Source organism: Pseudonocardia autotrophica (genome assembly GCF_003945385.1).
Taxonomy (GTDB): Bacteria; Actinomycetota; Actinomycetes; order Mycobacteriales; family Pseudonocardiaceae; genus Pseudonocardia; species Pseudonocardia autotrophica.
The window spans coordinates 3,105,914-3,126,471 of sequence record NZ_AP018920.1; the positions used below are offsets into that span (position 1 = coordinate 3,105,914).

Consider the following 20,558-nt stretch of genomic DNA (forward strand, 5'->3'; position numbering starts at 1 on the left):
GTGGCCTCAGACCAGCCCGAGTGCGCCGGTCGGTGTGGGGACGCCGAGCGCCACGACGAAGATCAGGTAGGCGGCACCGACGACGGCGACGGTGGTCAGCACCGCGGGGACGACCGGCTTGCGCTCCACCCCGAGCGTGATCGCGAGGACCATCGCGCCGAGCGAGAGCAGCAGGCCGATCACCGGCACCAGCAGCAGCGCGCCGATCAGGATCCCGAACACCGCCAGGATCGCCCGGCCGCGCTGGCGCGCGGTCCGGCCGAAGGTGTCGCGCTGTTCCTCGTGGGCGGCCGCGGTGGCCCGGGCGGCCCGCTGCTCGATCCGGTCGACCCCGTCGAGCAGCGACCCGGTTTCCGCGGGTGGTGCCGCGAGATACATCCGGGCGATCTCGGCCAGCGCGGCGACGAGGATGAACGCGCCGGTCACGGTCGGCAGGAATCCCGCGCCGATGTGCCCGTCGTCGTCGAACATGCCGTAGCCGTATCCGAGCACGGTGGCGGCGGCGCCGAGAGCGGCCAGCAGCGCCGTCCCGACGAGGTCGGAGCGGGTCGGCCGGGATCGCTGCGGCGCCGGTGCGGGCGCCGGCTCAGCCATTGCCCAGGACCGACGCGACGTCGGCGTGGTACTCGTCGAGGTAGGCGCTGAACTCGTCACCGTAGGACGCGGAGGCCTGGAGCAGGTTGTCCTCGACGTAGGTGGTGTAGGCCTCGGACCCGGCGAACTCCTGCCCGGCCTCGATCCAGTAGTCGCGCGCCTCGGCGGGGATGTCGCCCGGGGCGACGATGCCGCGCCACTGGGCGAACTCGACCGGGATGCCCTGCTCGGCGCCGGTCGGGATGTCGGCGAGCGCCTCGTACTCGTAGCGCTGCGGGGCGAGCACGCAGAGCGCCCTGGCGTCGCCGGACTCCAGCTGGCCGAGGATCTCGCCGGGGTTCATCCCGGCGGCGTCGATGTGTCCGCCGAGCAGCGCGGCGGTCACCTCGCCGCCGGACTCGAAGTTGACCCGATCGAAGCTCGCCCCGGTCTCCATCTCGACCATGCGCCAGGTGATGAACTCCGGGCCGGACGTGCCGGCGACGCCGATCGAGGTCTCGTCGGCGGCCTCGACGACGTCGGTGCAGGTCTGGTGCGGTGAGTCCGCGCGCACGGTGATCACGTTGTAGTCCTCGCCGACCTTCATGATCGGCGTGAAGTCCTGGTAGGTGAACGGGACGTCCTGCACGATCGGCAGGGTCACCAGCGACGTCTCGGCGGCGAGCAGCGTGGTGGCGTCGCCCCGGTTGCCGACCAGCTGGGCGTATCCGACGGCGCCCGAGCCGCCGACCAGGTTGTCGACGGTGATGGTGGCGCCGGTGATCGGTTCGAGGCCGCCGGCGATCGCCCGGCCGGCGAGGTCGGACCCGCCACCCGCCGCGAACGGTACGAGCATCGTCACCGAATCACCGGGGGAGTAGACGCCGTTCTCATCGGTCCCGCCACCGCCGCCCGCGCAGGAGGCCAGGAGCAGGGCCGAGACTCCGACGGTCGCGGTGAGCAGTGCGGATCGGCGGGTGGTTCTCCACGGTCGGTTCATGAACTCTCTCCTCGTTGAGACGGTTCGTCGGCGATGTGCGCAGGGGCCCGATGGGGCGGAACGGACGCGCCGTCCGGCGCGGTCTGTGTCGGTATCGCGCTGTCGGTATCGCGCTGGTGGTATCGCGCTGTCGGTATCGCGGTGCTGACGCGGGCGGTCGGTTCGCGGGCCGGGCGGACGAGCCGACGGACCCGGCGAGGGTCGGTGTGCCCCGGCGGAGCCGCTCCGCCGGACGCGGCCGGCCCCTACCGGTGTGCCGACCGATTCGAACTATTGTCTACAGTATTCTGTAGTGTGGGGCAAGTCTCGGCCGGCCGCTGCGGGCGCGGCCGCAGCGACTATTGTCTACAGTCTTCAGGGAGACGGCAATGGTGGTGGCGCGGGGAACCGCGTCGCCGGGGGGAGGCAGTCGTGCAGGATTCGGACTCCGCCGAGGCGGTGCGGGATCCGGGGGACGGGCGGGTCGAGCAGCGGAGCCTGGTCGCGCTCGCCCGCGACGCGATCCGGCACGACATCCTCGCCGGCGAGCTGGAGCCCGGATCCCGGCTGATCGAGGAGCGGCTGACCGAACGGCTCGGGATCAGCCGTCCGCCGCTGCGCGAGGCGCTGCGCCTGCTGGAGAGCGACGGGCTGATCGAGATCCGGCCGCGGCGCGGCGCGGTCGTCGCCACGATGGACGAGCGCGACGTGCACGAGGTCATGACGCTGCGCTCGGGCCTGGAGCGGATCGCGATCGAGCAGGGGGTGCCGGTGCGCAACCCGCGCCTGCTCGAACCCGTGCACGCGGCGCTGGAGGGCATGGAGCGCGACGCCCGCACGGAGGACCGGGCCTCACTCGTGCAGCACGCGTACGCGTTGCACGCCTCGATCGTCGACATCGCCGAGCACCGGCGGCTGAGCACGATCTACCGGTCGGTGCAGGAGCAGATCCTGCTCTGCATGTCCCGCAACCTGCTCACCCGGGAACGCTACTTCGAGACCCTCGTCGAGCACGCCGCCCGGCACCGGTACCTGGTGGAGCTGATCGAGGCGGGCGACCCGGCGGCGGTGCTCGCCGAGCTGGCGGTGCACGGGGAGCGGTCGTTCACCGCGTACCGGGACGGCTCGCCGCCCCCGGCCTGAGCGGCACCGGGACGGAGCGCCGCCCCGGTCTGTGGGACATCGGGACGGAGTGCCGCCCCCGGTCTGTGGGACACGGGGGCGGCGACCGCGGTTGCTCCGTCGAGGCTAGGGCGCCGACTCCCGCTCGAGCCGCAGCAGCTCGAGGTGCTGCTCGTACTGGTCGAGCAGGTCGTCGACGAGCTGGCCGTAGCTGTAGCCCATGACGTTGTAGCCCTGACCGCCCCCGTGCAGGTGCACCTCGACCCGGTGGTGGTCGGTCCAGGACGCCTGTTCGGCGGGTTCGCCGCCGTCCGTGCCGCCGGTGTCGAGGGCGTAGCGGGGCAGGCCGGTCACCCGCGGCACCAGCCGGTAGACGAACGGCAGGCTCTCGTGCACGTCGGCGACGAGCTCCAGCGGCTGCATGTCGTCCGGCCGGTCCTCGCCCGGCTCGATCTCCGGTGCGTCCTCGTCCGAGCAGCGCTGGACGGTGGTGGGCACGCCCTGGCTGCGCAGCTCCGCGGCGACGTCGTCCAGCACCGAGGTGGCGGTCCCGGACAGGAAGAGATCGGCACCCTGGCTGTCGGCGTGGCCCATGGTCCGGCGCAGCCGGACCCGCCAGTCCCGGCCGGCCGCGTCGCCGTCACCGTTGGCCGATCCGCCCGGCCTGCTCCGGCCGGACAGCAGTGCCGGCAGGCTGGACTGCTTGCTCTGCGACCGGTAGCGCTCCAGCCGCAGCGCCTTGTACAGGCCGAACATCACCAGCACCATGACGAACGCGAACGGCAGACCCATGATCACCGTCGCGTTCTGCAGGGTGGTGATCCCGCCGACGAACAGCATGCCCAGCGTCAGCAGGCCGGTCGCGGCGGCCCAGAAGATCCGGTTGCCGGCCGTGCCGTCGTCCCGCGGGGTCTTGCGGTACGAGGTCAGGTTGGCCATGACCAGCGCACCGGAGTCGGCCGAGGTCACGTAGAACAGCAGCCCGGTCAGCGTCGCCAGCCCGGCCAGGAACGGGAACCACGGGTACTGCTCGAGCAGCATGTAGAAGCCGGTCTCGGGGGCGTTCACCGCTGCGTCGGCGAGCTCGGTGTTGCCGCCCCGGACGCTCTCCAGGGCGGCGTTGCCGAAGATCGAGATCCAGAACAGGATGTAGAAGAACGGGATCACCAGAGTGCCGACGACGAACTGGCGGATCGTCCGGCCGCGCGAGATGCGGGCCAGGAACAGCCCGACGAACGACGCCCAGGCGATCCACCACGCCCAGAAGAACAGCGTCCACAGGTTCAGCCACTCGGCGACGTCCGGGTTCGCCTGCTCGAACGCGAAGGTCTCCATGGTCAGCCGCGGGAAGCTGGACAGGTAGTCGCCCAGGTTCGTCACGAGCCCGTTGAGCAGGAACGACGTGTTCCCGGTGACCAGGATGAACAGGGCGAGCAGCAGCGCGGCCGCCACGTTCAGCTCGGAGAGCCGCTTGATGCCCCGGTCGACACCGGAGACCGCGGAGATCGTCGAGATCACCACGGCCACCGCGACCAGTGCGACCTGCGCGCCGAGGCCCTGCGGGACACCGAACATGACGTCCAGGCCGACGTTGAGCAGGACCACGGCGATGCCCAGCGACGTGGCGATCCCGAAGATCGTGCCGAGCACGGCCGCCAGGTCCACCGCGTGCCCGACCCGGCCGAAGACGCGCTTGCCGATCAGCGGGTAGAGCGCCGAGCGGATCGACAGCGGCAACTCGCGCCGGTAGGCGAAGTAGGCCAGGGCGATGCCCATCAGCGCGTACATGCCCCAGCCGGTGAGGCCGTAGTGGAACAGCGTCCACACGGTCGCCTCGCGGGCGGCGGCGATCGTCTCCGGGTCACCGACCGGCGGCATGGTGAACTGGCTGATCGGCTCGGCGACCGAGAAGAACATCAGGTCGGTGCCGATCCCGGCGGCGAACAGCATCGCCGCCCAGGAGAGGTTCGAATAGTCCGGTTTCGAATGGTCCGGGCCCAACCTGATCGAGCCGTACGGGGACAGCGCGAGGAACAGCACGAACAGGAGCACGACGGAGGCGACCAGGATGTAGAACCAGCCGAAGCTGGTCGCGATCACCCCGACCAGCGCACCGATGACGTAGTCCGCATTGTCCGGCAACAGGATCGCCCACAGCGCGACGACGAGCACGCCGATCGCGGAGCCGTAGAAGACCGGCTTGTTGAGCCGGACGCTCGGCTCGTCCGGGCGTGCGGCACCGGATCCTGACTCCGTCTCGACGGACGGGCTGTCGCTCATCGGGTCGAACCTCCTCGGTTGGACAAACGGACCGACCCTATTCATGCCGAAAGGTGTCTGGCATCCGATTCGGGTAACGAATGGGACGCATTGTGCAGCGAGAGCCGGACGCATGACCGTGTGCGGTCGTCCGCTCGCCCGGGGTCGCCTCAGGGGCTCCTCCGGGACGACCCCGATACCCCGGGTGGTGCCCCCGCGGCGAGGGTGGTTCCGGACCACGCCCCGCCCCACCGAGGAGACCGATGACGACCCCGAGCCGCCCCGTCCGCCTGCTCCGAGCAGCGGCGGTCCTGCTGATCCTGTGCGCGGCCCCCGGTGTCCTGCCGGGTGTGGCCGCGGCGGCACCGGCGGACGCGGACCCCCGGGTCTCGGTGCAGGCCTACGCCCAGCGGTTCGCGGTGCCCGCGACGGTCGCCGTCGTGCTCGACCGCGACGGTGCCGTCACCACGGTGCCGCACGGGACGACCTCGGACGGCACACCGGTCACCGCGGACACCTCGTTCCGGATCGCGTCGATGAGCAAGGCCTTCACCGCGGTGGCGGTACTGCAGCTCGCCGAGGCCGGTCGGATCGACCTGGACCAGCCGGTCGCCGCGGCGCTGCCCGGGTTCACCGTCGCGGACCCGCGGGCGGGGGACATCACCGTCCGCCACCTGCTCGCGCACACCTCGGGACTGTCCAACCAGGACGTCGACGAGTTCGCGTTGCCGCCGGCCGCCTCGGCGGCCGCGCTGGTCGAGCGGTTGGCGCAGGTTCCGCTGGCCGCCGATCCCGGCACCGAGCACCAGTACCTGAACGCGAACTACGTGGTGGCGGCCCGCCTGGTCGAGGTCGTCACCGGAGCGCCGTTCGGCGAGCACCTGCGCGAGGCGGTGCTGGCACCGCTCGGGATGACCTCGACCGTGGCGACCGACCGGTGCGACGCCGAGGTCCCCGGCCTGGCCCGCGGGCACATCGGCGCGCTCGGGGTGCAGGTGGCGGTCCCCGAGATCCCGTCGTTCTGCGCCGGGGACGGCGGCGTCGTCACCACGGCGGCGGACCTGACCCGCTGGACGCGGTTCCAGCTCGGCGACGGTACGACCAGGGACGGCACCCGGCTGTTGTCCGCCGCGGCGCTGCGGGAGTCGCAGACCCCCGCACCGGGAACGGACGGCCGCTACGGACTGGGCTGGTCGGTGCGAACCGCCGACGACGGCCGCACCCGGGTACTGCACGGCGGCGCGCTCGCGACGTACGCGAGCGGGATCGAGATGTCCTCGGCCGGGTCCGCTGCGTTCGTGCTCACCGATGTGTCCGGCGGGAACCCGGGCGCACTGGCGGCGGATCTCGTGGCGCGCGCCGACGGTGCGCCCGGGGTGCCGGTGGACGACCCGTACCGGACGCTGAACCTGGCGCTGCTCGGGCTGACGGTCCTGGCGGCGGTGCTGCTGGGCACGGCGGTCCTGCGCGCCCGACGGCGGGCCGAGCGGCTCGCCGGGCGCCTGCTGCTGCCCGCGCTGTCGCTGCTCGCCGGGCCGCCGAGCGCGACGGCCTGGACGCTGGTGGCCATGCTGCTGCCGCTGAGCGGTGTGCTGGCGCTGGTGCTGGTGCTCGGGGGGACCGCTGCGCTGGTGGCACGCTCCCGGGCGGCCCGAGCCACCCACGCTTCGGCGGTGTAGCGGGGCTGTCGGACACCGGCGACCGGCGAACCGGCCACTGACCACACCGGCCACGGCGAACGGCAACCGGCCACGGCAACCGACCTCGGAGACCCGGCCCGCCGTCACCGCGCGCTGGACCGCCGCGCTGGACCGCCGCGCCCGGCCGAGTGGGCGGCCGGGCGCGAGCGGAACGGCGGATCAGTTGCCGGGCGCGTTGCCCGCGATCGCCTCGGCCAGCTTCGGCGCGACGTCGTCGACGGCGTAGGGCAGCGACAGCGGGCTGGAGTAGCCCAGCGCCGCGGCGAACTCGGTCTCGAACGCCCCGAGGTACACCACCCGGCCCTGCTCGACGGCCGGGACCGCGCGGAACACCGGATCGGCCTCGGCCTCGGCGCGCGGGCGGCCCAGCACGGTGAGCACGTCGGCGTCGAGCCTGCCCTGCTCCTCGAGGGACAGCGGCTGCGAGTCGGGCCGGACCTCGAACCCCAGGCCCCCGAACAGCTGGGCGCGCAGATCGTCGGTACCCATGTCGTAGGGCGTTCCCTGGATGTAGAAGCCCAGCTTGAGAGTCTTCCCGTCGAACTCGGGATGGGTCCGGCGCGCCTCGTCGAACGTCGCCTGGGTGTCGGCGATCACCTGCTCGGCCTCGGCGGTACGGCCGGTGGCCTGCCCGGTGATCCGGGTCTGCTCGTCCCAGGAGGCGGGGTTCGTGCCGTCCTCGGTGGCCTGGGCGACGGTCGGTGCGATCTGTGAGAGGGCGTCGTAGGTGGCCTTGTTCATGAACGAGTAGACGCCGAGGATCAGATCGGGCTGCAGCGCGGCGACCTGCTCGATCGGGATCTCGGTGCCGGTGAGCAGCTGCGGGGCCGGCCCGCGGGACAGCGCCTCCTGGGCCCACGGGCGCTGCTCGTAGTCGTAGGCGCCGAGGTTCTCGCGGACCCCGACCGGCTGTACGCCGACGGCGAGTGCGAAGTCGGCGTCGTTGAAGCCGACGGTGACCACCCGCTGGGGCTGCTCGGGGACGGTCGTGGAGCCGAAGGCGTGCTCCAGCGTCACGGGGAACTGCCCGGACGCGGTGGCGTCACCCTCGGCGGGCTGCTCCTGCGCACCTGAGGAACAGCCCGCGACGGTGAGCAGCAGGACCGCACAGGCGGCGGTCGTGCGGAGCAGTGAACGGGGCATTACGGGTCCTTTCGGAAGATCCGCCCGGTGCGGATCAGATCTGGGGGTGGTTCATCCGCCGGTGCTGTCGTCCCGGTCGCGGGCGCCGGACCAGGCCTCCCACAGCCGGGCGTACCGGCCACCTGCGGCGACCAGCTCGTCGTGCGGGCCCTGCTCGACGACCCGGCCGTCGTCGAGCACGACGACCCGGTCCGCCGCCGCGGCCTGGCTCAGCCGGTGCGCGACGACCAGCCCGGTCCGGCCGGCCAGCGCCGCCTCGGCGGACTCCTCGAGCACCCGTGCACCCGCGCTGCCCGCCTCGGCGGTTGCCTCGTCGAGAACCAGCAGGCGCGGATCGGCGAGCACGACACGGGCCAGCGCCAGCTGCTGCGCGGCGACCACCGGGAGCCGGTGCCCACCGTCGCCGACGACGGTGTCCATACCGTCGGGCAGCGCACGCGCCCAGCTGCCGGCACCGACCCGGTCGAGCGCGTCGAGCAGCTCGGCCACCTCGGCGTCCGGCCGGACGAGCCGCAGGTCGTCGGCGAGGGTTCCGGCGAAGACGTGCGACTCCTGGGTGACCAGCACCACGGCGTCCCGCCGCCGGTCCGCCGCGATGTCGGCGAGCCGGGCCCCGCCGATCTCGACCGTGCCCGCGGCGGGGGTGTGCACCCCGGCGACGATCCCGGCCAGTGTCGACTTGCCTGCGCCGCTGGCACCGACCAGCGCCACCCGCTCGCCGGGCGCGACGTCGAGATCGACGCCGGAGAGCACCGGATGGCCGTCGACGTAGTGATGGGTCAGGCCGCGGACCCGCAGCCCGGCGCCGTCCGGGACGGCCGGCGCCGGGGGATCGGCGGGCCGCTCCAGGTCGGCGACGCCGACGATCCGGCGCAGCCCGGCCACCGCGGTCTGCGCCGCGTCCAGCTGGAACAGCACGATGTTGATCGGGGTGAACAGGTTGACGAAGTACAGCGCCGCGGCGCTGGCCGTCCCGATCGTCGCGGTGCCCGTCGAGACCAGCCAGAACCCGGTGACGAGCACCGCGGCGAGCCCGATGTACTCGGCCAGGTTGAGGCGGGCGAACAGCTTCGTGTGCATCCGGACGACGGTGACCACCAGCCGGGCCACCTCGGCGGCCCGCTCGGCGATGCCTCCGGCGTGCCGCTCGTGCAGCCGGAAAGCCCGCACCGTGGGGAGCCCGGCCGCGGTGTCGAGCAGCATCTGCTGCTGGGCGCCGCCGGCGATCCGCTGTGCGGTGTAGACCGGCGTCGAGCGGCCCAGGAACGATCGCGCGGTCCACACCTGCACGGGCACCGCGAGCAGCGCCGCCAGCAGGAACCGCCAGTCCAGGACGCTGAGCGCGACCAGCGTGAGCCCGACGAGCAGTGCGGCGCGGGCCAGCTCCGGGACCGCCTCGCGGACGGCCTCGCCGACCACCTGCACGTCGTCGGTCACCCGGGAGGTCAGGTCGCCCGCGCCGGCCGACTCCACCCGGGCCTGCGGCAGGTGCAGGGCACGGTCGACGAACCGTTCCCGCAGTCCGGCGAGCAGCGTCTCGCAGAGCCGGGCGGCCAGCGCGACCCCGAGGGCGGCCAGGAGGCCCTGGACCACGGCGATCGCGGCCAGCCCGAGGACGGGCGGCAGGATCGTGGCCGTACCGCCGGCGCCGTCCGTGCCGGCGACCCGGTCGACGATGTTGCCGAGCAGCGGTGCGGCGAGCAGGCTCGCCGCGGCCCCGGCGACGAGCACACCCAGCGCGACGATCGCGGTGCCGCGGTGCGGCCGGCCCAGTTCGGCGAGGACCGCGCGGATCCGGGGGCCGGACGCGATCGGCAGCAGCACCTGGCTCATGCCGTCACCACCGCTCGGTAGTCGGCGTCGGCCATCAGCTCGGCGTGCGTGCCGCGTGCCCGAACCCGGCCGTCGACCAGGAACGTGACGGTGCCGGCGCAGGCCAGCAGCGCCGGGCTGGTGGTGACCAGCAGCGTGCTGCGTCCGGCGCGGTGCGCGGCGAGCCCCTCGGCGACCCGGGTCTCGGTGACCGCGTCGACCGCCGTCGTCGGGTCGTGCAGGACCAGCACCGGCGCGTCCGCGGCGAGTGCCCGGGCGAGTGCGATCCGTTGTCGTTGCCCGCCGGAGAGTGAGCGGCCGCGGGCGCTGACGTCGGTGTCGGCGCCGGCGGGCAGGGTGGCGGCGACCTGGTCGGCGGCGGCCGCGGTCATCGCCGGCTGCGGATCGATACCGTCCGGCGCGCCGGCGATCACGTTCTCGTGCAGCGACCCGGCGAACAGATGAGCGTCGTGCGCGGCGACCAGCACCGCACCACGGGCGATCTCGGCCGGCCAGGCGTCGAGCGGGACACCGTCCAGGGTGATCCGGCCCGCCGCTGGTTCGGCCTCGCGGGCGAGTGCGCCGAGCAGCTTCGCCGCGTCCTCCGGGTCGGCCGCGACCAGTGCCGCCGGCGCCCCCGGATGCACGTCCAGGTCGATCCCACCGGCGTTGTCGCCCACAGCGCCGCTGCCGGTGTCGCGCACAGTGCCGCTGCCGGTATCGAGCTCGCCGTCGGTGCTGCCGTCGTGGCCGGTGCCGCTGTGGCCGGCGCCGTGGTGACCGGCGCTGTCCGCGAACCGGATCCCGCGCAGCGAGAGCACGCCGGGGCCGGCATCCGGCGCCGGTTCCGGCAGCTGCGCGGCGGGTTCGCCGACGACGGCGGGCGCGGACAGCACGGCCGCGATCCGGGCGGCGGACGCGCGTGCCTGGGCCAATCGCGCACTGACGAAGCCGAACATCTGCAGCGGCCCCACCAGGAACTGAGCCAGCCCCACGGCGGAGACGAGCTGGCCGACGGTGATCGAGCCGTTCAGCGCCGCGAGCCCGCCGACAAGGGCGATCACCGCGAGGAACAGGCCGTTCGTCAGCTGGACCGCACCCAGGAACCCGGCCTCGGCGCGGGTCGCCCGCAGGGTCGCGGCGAGCGCATCCTGGCTGGAAGCCCGGTAGCGCCGCACGGCGGCCGGGCGGGCCCCGATGCCGGTGAGCACGCGCAGACCCGACACGAGATCGGCGGCGGTCCCGGCGGCCCGGGCGGCCCGCTCCTGCTCCGGCCCGGAACGCCGCTCCAGCGGCCGGACGACCAGCTGCACCAGCCAGAGCAGCGGTGGGGTGCCGAGCAGGATCAGCAGCCCGAGCGAGAGATCGATGGTCAGCAGCGCGACCGCGGCGACGGCCACCGCGGCGATCGCGGCGAGCCCGAACGGGAGCGCGGTGTTCAGCTCGGCGACCCGCTTGCTGTCCGAGACGGCGATCCCGGTCAGCTCTCCGGGCAACCGGCCGGTCTCGCCGCCGCCGCGGGGATGCAGCAGCCGGCCGGCGACCAGCCTGCGCAGCCGGGCGTCCGCCCAGGCGTCGGCGTGCCAGGCCTGCCGTGCGCCGAACCGGTAGGAGAACGAGAGCATCAGGAAGTCCAGCGCCAGCACCGCGAGCCAGCCGGCCAGCGCCACCGGATCGCCGGTCGCGACCGCCCGGTCGATGATCACCCCGACCAGCAGCGGGACCAGTGCTTCACCGATCTGGTGGGTGCAGAACAGTGCTCCGGCTGCGCTTATCCTGCCGCGGTACGCCCGGAGCGAACCGCGGATGACGTCGTTCCCGGAGACCTGTCCGAGCGCGGACTGTTGCACGGACCCGATCACTCGCAGAGGGTAACCTTACCTGTCCGGCGACCCGGTTACCGGGAGGTCATCTGCCGCCGGCGAGGATCTCCCAGAGCACGTCGAGGTGCTCCCGGGTGGTGCCGACGGCCCCGAAGGCCACCCGGATCACCTGCCGGCCGTCGATCTCGGTGCCGGAGAGGAACACCCGGCCGTCGGCGTTCACCCGGCCGAGCAGCGCCGCGGTCGCGGAACCGTCCCGGTCGCCGGTCACCCGCAGGCAGACCAGCGAGAGCACCGGCTCACCGGCCAGCTCCAGGCCGTCGTGCCCGCGGATCCGCCGGGCGAGCTCCTCGGCCAGCGCGATGTGCCCGCGCAGGTGCTCGCGCAGCCCGGTCAGTCCCTGGCCGTGCAGCACCGCCCAGAGCTTGAGGGCGCGGAACCGGCGTCCCAGCGGGATCTGCCAGTCGCGGAAGTCGACCACCGCACCGGAGTCCGACGCGGGGTCCCGCAGGTAGGCGGGGGTGATCGACAGCGCGGCCGGCAGCGCACCGGCGTCGCGCACCCAGAGCAGCGACGCGTCGAACGCGGTCAGCAGCCACTTGTGCGCGTCGGTGCAGAAGGAATCGACCCCGGCGACGCCGTCGAGCACCCAGCGGTGCTCGGGGCACAACGCCGCGACGCCGGCCCAGGCGGCGTCCACGTGCACCCATGCGCCGTGCCGGGTGGCGACCGTCACGATCTCGGCGACCGGATCGGTGGCGCCGGTCGAGGTGGTGCCGACGGTCGCGCACACCAGCACCGGCACCAGGCCCTCGCCGGTGTCGGCCCGGACCGCATCGGCCAGCGCGGCCGGATCCATCGACGCTGTGCCGGGTGTGCACGGCACGGTGCGCAGCCCGATCGCGCCGAGGCCGGCCACCCGGACCGCCTTCGCCAGCGAGGAGTGCGTCTCGGGGGAGACGTAGACACGTTCCCGGCCGGTCGCCCCGCGGGCCCGCCAGCCCGACTCCGGATCGGGTGCGGCGCGGTGCAGGGCGGCGGTGAGCGCGACCAGCGCCGCCGACGACGCGGAGTCCTGGATCGAGCCGCCGCCCCCGCCGTCGTGGGTGAAGCTCTCGGGCAGCCCGAGTGCCCTGGCGAGCTGGTCGGTGATCGCCTGCTCCACCTCGGTGCAGGCGGGCGAGGTCGACCAGAGCATTCCCTGCACGCCCGCCGCGCCGCTGAGCAGCTCACCGAGCAGCGAGGTCAGCGAGGCGTTGGCCGGGAAGTAGGCGTGGAAGCCGGGGTGCTGCCAGCGGGTGTCGGCGTCCCCGGTGATCGACTCGACCAGCGAGGGGAACCCGGCCAGCGGGGTGGGGCCCTCGGCCGCCTCGCGCGGGAACCGGGCCCGGACGGTGCCGGGCGACACGACGTCGCGCACCGGATGCCGCTCGATCCGGGCCCGGGAGTCGGCCACCGCGTCGACGAACAGATGGCCGAGGGCGCGGAACTCGTCCGGGGTCAGGTCGGGCACGGGGCGCGACGCTACTCCGGGTGTGCGTGCAGCGCCGTGAGGTCCCATTCGGGCAACGGATCGGGCATCTCCCGCCAGGCCGGTGGCCCGGCCAGCAGCTCGTCGTCGGTGAGCAGCGCCGGATCGAGCCGACCGGTGACATCGGCGCGGGTCAGGCCCAGGCCGATGAACACGAGCTCCTGCCCGCGGGGCCCGTCGAACGACGACCACGGGGCGGACGGATCGAGTGCCATGTTGGGTCCGGCCTGCGACCACAGACCGGCGACGTCCGGCCGGGTCGCGATCCAGCAGAAGCCCTTGCTGCGCAGCAGGCCGGGCCAGTCACCGAGCGCGTCCAGCAGCCGGGCCGGGTGGAACGGGCGGCCGGCCCGCCAGGTCACCGACGCGATGCCGTACTCCTCGGTCTCCGGGGTGTGCGACCCGGCGAGCTCCTGGGCCCAGCCCGGGGTGCGAGCGGCGGCGCCCGGGTCGTAGCGGTGCGTGTCGAGCAGCGCGGCGACGGACACGTCACCGCGCACCGCGCGCACGATCCGGGCGCCCGGGTTCATCCGGCGCAGCAGGGTCTCGATCCGGCCGATCCGGTGCGGTGGCGCCAGATCGGTCTTGTTGAGCACCAGCAGGTCGGCGAACTCGACCTGGTCGGCGAGCAGGTCCGAGAGCGTCCGCTCGTCGCCCTCAGCAGCCTGCAGACCGCGGTCGAGCAGCGAGTCCTCGCTGGTGAGGTGACTCTCGAAGGTCGCGGCGTCGACCACTGTGATCATCGTGTCCAGGCGGGCGACGTCGGACAGCGCGGTGCCGTCGTCGAACTCCCACTCGAAGGTCGCCGCGACCGGCATCGGCTCGGAGATCCCGGTCGACTCGACGACGATGTGGTCGTAGCGGCTCTCGGCGGCCAGTTCGCCGACCGTGCTCAGCAGGTCCTCGCGCAGGGTGCAGCAGATGCAGCCGTTGGTGAGCTCGACGAGGCGTTCCTCGGTGCGGTGCAGGGTGCCCTGACCGGCGACGAGCGCGGCGTCGATGTTGACCTCGCTCATGTCGTTGACGACGACGGCGATCCGCCTGCCGTCCCGGTTGGCCAGCAGGTGATCGAGCAGAGTCGTCTTCCCGGCGCCGAGGAAGCCGGACAGGATCGTGACGGGGACGCGTGGATCGGCCATGAGTCTAATGGTAACGACATTCATTAGTTGCGCGGCAGGCCGTTGCGCACGGCCGCCCCGGCCCGGTTCAGCGCGCGCCGCGGGCCCGGGGGAGGGTGCAGTGGTGACCACCCCATCCGCCGACGCCGTCGCCGACGGGCCCCGGAGATTGCGGCTGCTGCAGCTCGCGGCCCTGACCAGCACCTGCGACCGGTTCGCGATCGCTCCGCTACTGGTGCCGATCGCGATGTCGTTCGGCGTCCCGCTGGCCGCGACCGCCGGCGCCGCGGGCGGGTACTTCCTCGCCTACGGCCTGATGCAGGTGGTGTGGGGAGTGCTGTCCGACCGGATCGGGCGGGTCCGGGTGATGCGGATCGCACTGATCGGCGCGGTGCTCGGCGGGCTCGCCTCGGTGCTCGCGCCGACGCTGCCCGTGCTGATCGGGGCCCGGACCCTCACCGGTGCGTGCACCGCAGCGCTGATCCCGGCCACCCTGGTCTACGTCGGCGACTCCTGGCCGGCCGCCGTCCGGCAGCGCCCGCTGTCCGACCTGCTCGCCGCGACCGCGGTCGGGACGGCGCTGGCCACCGCAGGCGCCGGCCTGCTCGCCGACCTGGCCGGCTGGCGTGCGGTGTTCGCGACGACCGCGGCGGCCGCCGGCATCCTGCTGGTCGCGCTCCGTGCGCTGCCCGAGCCGGTCCCGGCCGAACCGGCCGCCGGCGCCACGGCACCCGACGGGCCCCGGCGCTGGTGGTCGATCCTGCGGCCGGTGGGCACGGTGCTCGGCACCGGATGGGCACGGGTGGTGCTGGCGCTCGCGTTCGTCGAGGGAGCCGTCGTGCTGGGCGTGCTCACCTACCTGGCGCCCGCACTGCAGGCGGGCGGCAGCACGGCCGCGCTCGCCGGGATCGCGGCCGGTGGCTACGGAGTGGGTGCGCTGGTCTTCTCCCGGGTGGTGCGCCGGCTGGTCGGCCGGGTCCCCGCCCCGGGGCTGGCCGGGATCGGCGGTGTGTTCCTGGCGGCGGCCTGGATCGGTCCGATCGTCGTCGTGCACCCGGTGACGATCGCCCTCGCCGGGCTGCTGCTCGGTGGCAGCTGGGCGTTCCTGCACTCCACCCTGCAGACGTGGGCGACCGATGTCGTCCCGCAGGCGCGGGCGACCGCCGTCGCGCTGTTCGCCACCGCCCTGTTCCTGGGCAGCTCGGCAGGCACCGCGCTGGGCGCCCCGCTCGCCGACACCGGCCGGTTCCCCGCGCTGTTCCTCGCCGCGCTGGTGGTGTCGGTGCCGCTGGGGATCGGGGCGGCGCTGGCCCGCGCCCGTTACGCGCGGCGCCGGCCGCCCGGGACTCAGACGTAGCGGTCGCGCAGCTCCCGCTTGACCAGCTTGCCGGTGGGCGTGCGCGGCAGGAAGTCGGTGAAGTCCACCGACGCCGGTGCCTTGTAGTGGGCGATCCGCCCGCGCACGAACTCGATCAGCTCACGCTCCAGCTCCGGGCCGGTCGCGATCCCGTCCATCGCCTGCACGACGGCCTTGACCTGCTCGCCCATCTCCTCGTCCGGCACGCCGATCACCGCGACGTCGAGCACCTTCGGGTGCAGGGCGAGGGCGTCCTCGACCTCCTGCGGGTAGATGTTCACCCCACCCGAGATGATCGTGAACGCCTTGCGGTCGGTGAGGAACAGGAACCCGTCGTCGTCGAGGAAGCCCAGGTCGCCGGTCGTGGTCCAGTTCTCGCGGTCGGGATGCTGCGCGGCGAGCGTCCGGCCCGGGTCGTTGTGGTACTCGAACGGCCGGGTCTCCCGCTCGAAGTAGACCGTGCCGACCTCGCCCGCCCCGAGCTCGGTGCCCTCGTCGTCACAGACCCGGATCGTGCCCAGACCGGCCCGGCCGACCGACCCCGGCCGATCGAGCCACTGCGCCGAGTCGATGAACGTGATGCCGATCGCCTCGGTCGCGGCGTAGTACTCGTGCAGCACCGGGCCCCACCAGTCGATCATCGCCTGCTTGACCTCGACCGGGCACGGCGCGGCGGCGTGGATGGCCACCCGCAGCGAGGACAGATCGTGCGCCGACCGGACCTTCTCGGACAGCTTCAGCATCCGCACGAACATCGTCGGGACCCACTGCGAGTGGGTCACCGAATGCCGCTCGATCAGCCTGAGCGCCTGCTCGGGATCGAAGCGTTCCATCACCACGACGGTCCCGCCCAGCGCCTGCACGGTGGCCGAGAACCGCAGCGGCGCCGCGTGATACAGCGGCGCGGGGGACAGGTAGACGGTGTCGGTGTCGAACCCGTACATCGGCCCGAACAGCGCCTGATAGGTGTCGCCGGGCTCGTCGACCCGGCGCCCGGGCAGCGCGGGCTTGATGCCCTTCGGCCGCCCGGTGGTGCCGGAGGAATACAGCATGTCGGCGCCGCGCGGCTGCTCGGCCGGCGGCTCCGCCGACACACCGGCCAGCTCGGAGTCGTAGTCGGCGTAACCGGCCGCACCCGGGATCTCGCCGCCGAACGCGAGCCGGACCGGCACCTCCACGTGCTCCTCGACCGCGGCGGCCAGCCCGGCCACCCCGGCCGAGACGACCAGCGCCTTCGCCCCGCAGTCCCGGACGATGTATGCGGTCTCGGGCGCGGACAGGTGATGGTTCACCGCGGTCACGTAGAGCCCGGACCGCTGTGCGGCCCAGTAGACCTCGTAGACGCGCGGGGTGTTGTCGGAGACCAGCGCGACGACGTCGCCCTCGCGCAGCCCGGCGGCCCGGAAGTAGTTCGCCAGGCGTGCCGAACCCTCTTCCAGCTCACGGAAGGTCAGCGTCTCGCCCGAGCCACCCATGATCACAGCCGGCTTGTCGGGAGTGGTCGCGGCGTGCGTGCCAGGGAACATCAGGGCCTCTCGTCGTCGGTCGTGCGGTGTCGCACGGACTCTCCGGCGCCGATCCTGCCATCCGGCCGTCCCCGGGGCGGCACGCGCCGATTCGGTGGCGCAGCGCGCCACCGGGCCGGCGGGCCCGATCAGTGCGCGTTCTGATAAGCCTGCAGAACCGACGACGGGATACGCCCGCGCTCCGAGATCTTCATCCCCTGGGCGATCGCCCATTCACGGACGGCCCGGTTTGCGGCCCGTTCGGATGCGCTGGATCCGTTCGACGAGGCCGCCGCCGGTGCCGACCCCCGGCGACCGCCCGCGCGGCGGGCGGCGGCGACGAAGGGTGCAAGCGATTCGCGCAGTCGCTCGGCATTCGCGGCGGACAGGTCGATCTCGAAGGCGCGGCCGTCGACGGCGAACTCCACCTGCTCGTCGGCCTCTGAGCCGTCGAGGTCATCGATCAGCGTGATCGTCGTCTGCTGCGCCACGTCGTCATTCCTTCCGGGGGAATCTCGGGCATCCGAGCGGATGAATCGCCACCGCTGGTTCGAGTCGGTATCCCGCCCGGGACCCCCGGAACCGCGGTGAAGCGTTTTCCGAGTAGAACAGTAGGGGATGCCGATGTGCCGTGTCGAACCCCTCGCGGAAAAGCGCCGGAGTTGTTACCGGGCGAACTGTGGATACGACGTCCGGGGGAGGCGGAATCGGCGGAAAGGTGGAGGCGTCCGGCGTGTCCGATCAGCGTGGTGTCGGCCACCACGGTTCGGTCGGGACGGTGTCGCGAAGTGTGCCGGGCGCCACGTCCAGGTCGATCCGCCGGCCGGGCTGCGGCAGCGCCAGCAGGACGTCCTGTGCGGCTGCGGCCTTGCGGGCCCGTTCGGCCGGCTCGTCCCACGGGTGGAAGCCGAGGTTGAAGGTCGCCCAGTGGATCGGCAACAGCACCTGTCCGCGCAGATCGCGATGTGCGGCAACGGCCTGCTCCGGATCGGCGTGCACGTCCGGCCAGAGATCGGCGTAGGCGCCGATCGGCAGCACGGTGAGATCGAACGGGCCGTGCTCGGCCCCGGTCCGGGCATGTACCCGGCTCGGCCCGGTGTCGCCGCCGAGATAGACGCAGTGCCGTGGCCCCGCGACCTTCCAGGCGGCCCACAGGGTGGTGTTGCGGCGGATCCCGCGCCCGGAGAAGTGCCGGGTCTCCAGGCAGGTGAGGGTCAGCCCGGCCACCTGCACCACGTCGTCCCAGTCCCGCTCGACGACCCGGTGCCCGGCGATGCCCCAGGCGCGCAGGTGCGCCCCGACACCGAGTGGCCCGACGAACACCGCGCGGGTGTCGCGGGCGAGCCGGAGCACCGTCGGCCGGTCCAGGTGGTCGTAGTGGTCGTGGGTGAGCAGCACCATGTCGATCTCGCCGAGCGCGGACAGCGGGGCGACCGGCGGGTGCAGCCGGCGCGGGCCGAAGCGGGGGACCGGGGTGGCGTACTCCGACCACACCGGATCGACGAGCACCCGCATCCCGTCGATCTCGAGCAGCACGCAGGCATGCCCCAGCCAGGTCACCGCGAGCCCGGACGGCTCGGCGACCTGATCCAGCGGTGCCAGCGGGACCGGCCCCGCCGGGACGCCCTCGGTGGTGCGGCTCCGCAGCATGTTGAGCAGCATCCGGGCCGAGGCCTTCGCCCGCGGCAGGCCGGGCTCGGTGTTGGCGAAGATCCCGTCGACGGCGTTCGGGGAGCGGCCGGTGACGCGGCGCAGCTGCGCGCGGGACGCTCCCATGTTCCGGCGCACGTGCAGGGCCAGGCCGGTCAGGCCCAGCAGTGGCGCGGTGAGTGCGGTGACGCCTGCGGCGCGGGAGAAGCGGGACACGATCACCACAGTACGAACACCGCGGAGGGAACGCCCGGAGCCGGCGCATGCCTACGCTGCGGGCGTGACGGACGTGACGGAACCGCGGGTGCAGACGGAGCGGCACGGGCACGTGCTGCTGATCCGGATGATGCGGACGGGTAAGCGCAACGCGGTGGACGCGGCGATGACGACGGCACTCGACGACGCGCTCAACGAGCTCGACGACGACCCGGACCTCTGGTGCGGGGTGCTCGCCGGGGACGCGACGGCGTTCAGCGCCGGGACCGACCTGGCCGCGGGATCGGGCGGGCCGACGCCGCGCGGCGGGAACTACGGCGTCGTCCGGCGGGACCGGCGGCGGCCGCTGATCGCCGCGGTCGAGGGCGTCGCCTACGGCGGCGGATTCGAGATCGTGCTGGCCTGCGACATGGTCGTGGCGGGCACCGGTGCGCGGTTCGCGCTGCCCGAGGTCGCCCGCGGGCTGGTCGCGAACTGCGGCGCGCTGTTCCGGACGCCGCGCCCGCTGCCGCTGAACGTCGCCAAGCAGCTGCTGATCACCGGACGCCCGATCGACGCGCAGCGCGCGTACTCCCTGGGCCTGGTCAACGAGCTCGTCGAGCCCGGCGCGGCGGAGGCCGCGGCGCTGGAGCTGGCCCGTCAGGTCTGTGCGAACTCGCCGCTCGCGGTCTCGGTGACGCTGCGGGCGCTGGAGCGGGTGGTGTCCGAGCCGGACGATCGTGGCTGGGCGGCGACCGAGGTGGCGACGGCCGCGATCGAGCGGTCCGCGGACCGGGTCGAGGGGGTGGCCGCGTTCCTGGAGAAGCGGCCGCCGCGGTGGACCGGCCGCTGACCGGGCACGATTCGGCTCGCCGCCGCGGCGCGGTTCGTCGGCGCCATGACCGAACTGGTCCGGGAGCACCGCACCGCCATGACCCCCGGCGCCCCTGACACCCGCCGGCCCCCGACGCCGAATCCCAAGAACTGGGTATTGCCCCTCCGCATCCCTCACATCCGGGCGCTGCGGGGAGATACACCTGCCGAAAGCACCATCGCGGTGCGCCTTTCGGAGGTAGTCATGAAGTGCATCAGGAGCAAGCGGGTCGTCGGTGCCGTGATCGGGGCGGCCCTCGTGGTCGCGAGCTCGGTGGCGCTCGCGGCCCCGGCCCTCGCCCAGCCGGCGCCCGCGGTGAACACCGCGGCGAACGCGAAGTCGGAATGCAACACCGCCACCGAGACCGCGGTGGTCCCGGTGTACGTGCTGAACCGGGACACCGCGCCGATCGACGTCCGGGCGACGACCCGGTTCGGTGACCACAAGATCTCCAAGATCGCCCCGGGGAAGGCCTTCTACCACCGGTTCGAGACGGGGAAGGGTGCGGTACCCGCCGGAACCGTGTCCATCGCCGCCTACAAGTGGGAGAACGGAAAGGGCCACTACGCGACCTCCACGGTCTCCTACGCGGCGGCGTCCTGCGTGGTGAACCCGCGGCTGGAGACCTCGGTGACCGACACCGACCGGGACGGCCGGATCAACTCCGCGACCGTGCGGAACGTCGGGGCGCATCCGGTCGATGCGCGCATCTCCGGTCCGGCGGGCAGCACCGCACAGCGGCTCGCGCCGGGCGCCTCCTTCACGGTGACCGATCCCGCCGACCTCTCGCCGGTGGCGGTGTTCACCGCCTACAAGGTCGTCGACGGCACGCCGTACTTCACGTCGGTGACCAAGCGGCCCTGACCGTTTCCCGGTGCGGGCGGGCCACTCGCCACGAGGGCCCGCTCGTGCCGGCG

Annotated in this window: 16 protein-coding genes; 5 read left to right on the forward strand and 11 right to left on the reverse strand. The window is 73.3% G+C overall.

Annotated features, from left to right (window positions below; translation table 11 throughout):
* Positions 1-6: 6 nt before the first annotated feature.
* Both Pdca_RS14725 and Pdca_RS14730 read right to left on the reverse strand, forming a co-directional pair.
* Positions 7-594 carry a tripartite tricarboxylate transporter TctB family protein gene (locus Pdca_RS14725; protein WP_085912159.1) on the reverse strand — a complete coding sequence of 196 codons (588 nt, stop codon included), beginning with the start codon at positions 592-594 and terminating at the stop codon, positions 7-9.
* Complete coding sequence (locus Pdca_RS14730) at positions 587-1,573, reverse strand: tripartite tricarboxylate transporter substrate binding protein (RefSeq protein WP_085912158.1); 987 nt, start codon at positions 1,571-1,573, stop codon at positions 587-589. Before Pdca_RS14730 ends, Pdca_RS14725 begins: the two co-directional genes overlap by 8 nt.
* Positions 1,574-1,984: 411 nt before the next feature.
* Here Pdca_RS14730 and Pdca_RS14735 point away from each other — a divergent pair, with 411 nt between their 5' ends.
* Entirely contained in the window at positions 1,985-2,695 is a 711-nt protein-coding gene (locus tag Pdca_RS14735; RefSeq protein ID WP_197719988.1) for a GntR family transcriptional regulator, read from the forward strand.
* Between the two features lie 105 nt (positions 2,696-2,800).
* Here the strand turns inward: Pdca_RS14735 and betT are convergent, their stop codons facing one another.
* The gene (betT, locus tag Pdca_RS14740) at positions 2,801-4,954 is read right to left on the reverse strand and encodes a choline BCCT transporter BetT (RefSeq protein WP_085912156.1); all 2,154 of its coding nucleotides are present in this window, start codon (positions 4,952-4,954) and stop codon (positions 2,801-2,803) included.
* A 242-nt stretch (positions 4,955-5,196) separates the two neighbouring features.
* Between betT and Pdca_RS14745 the strand changes: the two genes are divergently transcribed.
* Complete coding sequence (locus Pdca_RS14745; RefSeq protein ID WP_085912155.1) at positions 5,197-6,612, forward strand: serine hydrolase domain-containing protein; 1,416 nt, start codon at positions 5,197-5,199, stop codon at positions 6,610-6,612.
* A 180-nt stretch (positions 6,613-6,792) separates the two neighbouring features.
* Here the strand turns inward: Pdca_RS14745 and Pdca_RS14750 are convergent, their stop codons facing one another.
* From Pdca_RS14750 to Pdca_RS14770, 5 genes are read right to left on the reverse strand one after another with little or no spacing between them, the layout of a single operon-like run.
* Positions 6,793-7,776 carry an iron-siderophore ABC transporter substrate-binding protein gene (locus Pdca_RS14750; protein ID WP_085912154.1) on the reverse strand — a complete coding sequence of 328 codons (984 nt, stop codon included), beginning with the start codon at positions 7,774-7,776 and terminating at the stop codon, positions 6,793-6,795.
* Between the two features lie 51 nt (positions 7,777-7,827).
* Positions 7,828-9,609 (reverse strand): ABC transporter ATP-binding protein, encoded by a 1,782-nt coding sequence (locus Pdca_RS14755; RefSeq protein ID WP_085912153.1) that lies wholly within the window; start codon positions 9,607-9,609, stop codon positions 7,828-7,830.
* On the reverse strand, positions 9,606-11,450 hold the full coding sequence (locus tag Pdca_RS14760) for an ABC transporter transmembrane domain-containing protein (RefSeq protein ID WP_232021576.1): 1,845 nt from the start codon (positions 11,448-11,450) through the stop codon (positions 9,606-9,608). The genes Pdca_RS14755 and Pdca_RS14760 overlap by 4 nt, the downstream gene beginning before the upstream one ends.
* A gap of 46 nt (positions 11,451-11,496) precedes the next feature.
* The gene (locus Pdca_RS14765) at positions 11,497-12,915 is read right to left on the reverse strand and encodes a pyridoxal phosphate-dependent decarboxylase family protein (protein ID WP_197720065.1); all 1,419 of its coding nucleotides are present in this window, start codon (positions 12,913-12,915) and stop codon (positions 11,497-11,499) included.
* 20 nt (positions 12,916-12,935) lie between these two features.
* Entirely contained in the window at positions 12,936-14,081 is a 1,146-nt protein-coding gene (locus tag Pdca_RS14770) for a GTP-binding protein (RefSeq protein ID WP_085912151.1), read from the reverse strand.
* A gap of 103 nt (positions 14,082-14,184) precedes the next feature.
* Here Pdca_RS14770 and Pdca_RS14775 point away from each other — a divergent pair, with 103 nt between their 5' ends.
* Positions 14,185-15,417 carry an MFS transporter gene (locus Pdca_RS14775; protein WP_232021577.1) on the forward strand — a complete coding sequence of 411 codons (1,233 nt, stop codon included), beginning with the start codon at positions 14,185-14,187 and terminating at the stop codon, positions 15,415-15,417.
* Here Pdca_RS14775 and Pdca_RS14780 read toward each other — a convergent pair.
* The 3 genes from Pdca_RS14780 to Pdca_RS14790 all read right to left on the reverse strand — a co-directional run bounded on the left by Pdca_RS14780 (position 15,408) and on the right by Pdca_RS14790 (position 18,788).
* Positions 15,408-16,943, reverse strand: a complete 1,536-nt coding sequence (locus tag Pdca_RS14780) for an acyl-CoA synthetase (protein WP_085912149.1) — start codon at positions 16,941-16,943, stop codon at positions 15,408-15,410. The two genes, Pdca_RS14775 and Pdca_RS14780, sit on opposite strands and share 10 nt — an antisense overlap.
* A 128-nt stretch (positions 16,944-17,071) precedes the next feature.
* Positions 17,072-17,413, reverse strand: a complete 342-nt coding sequence (locus Pdca_RS14785; RefSeq protein ID WP_085912148.1) for a histone-like nucleoid-structuring protein Lsr2 — start codon at positions 17,411-17,413, stop codon at positions 17,072-17,074.
* A gap of 250 nt (positions 17,414-17,663) precedes the next feature.
* Positions 17,664-18,788 (reverse strand): MBL fold metallo-hydrolase, encoded by a 1,125-nt coding sequence (locus tag Pdca_RS14790; protein ID WP_232021578.1) that lies wholly within the window; start codon positions 18,786-18,788, stop codon positions 17,664-17,666.
* Positions 18,789-18,852: 64 nt separating this feature from the next.
* Between Pdca_RS14790 and Pdca_RS14795 the strand changes: the two genes are divergently transcribed.
* Positions 18,853-19,620 carry an enoyl-CoA hydratase-related protein gene (locus tag Pdca_RS14795; protein ID WP_232021579.1) on the forward strand — a complete coding sequence of 256 codons (768 nt, stop codon included), beginning with the start codon at positions 18,853-18,855 and terminating at the stop codon, positions 19,618-19,620.
* Positions 19,621-19,845: 225 nt separating this feature from the next.
* A complete protein-coding gene (locus tag Pdca_RS14800) occupies positions 19,846-20,505 on the forward strand; it encodes a hypothetical protein (RefSeq protein ID WP_085912146.1) in 660 nt (219 codons plus the stop codon).
* The last annotated feature ends 53 nt before the right edge of the window (positions 20,506-20,558 follow it).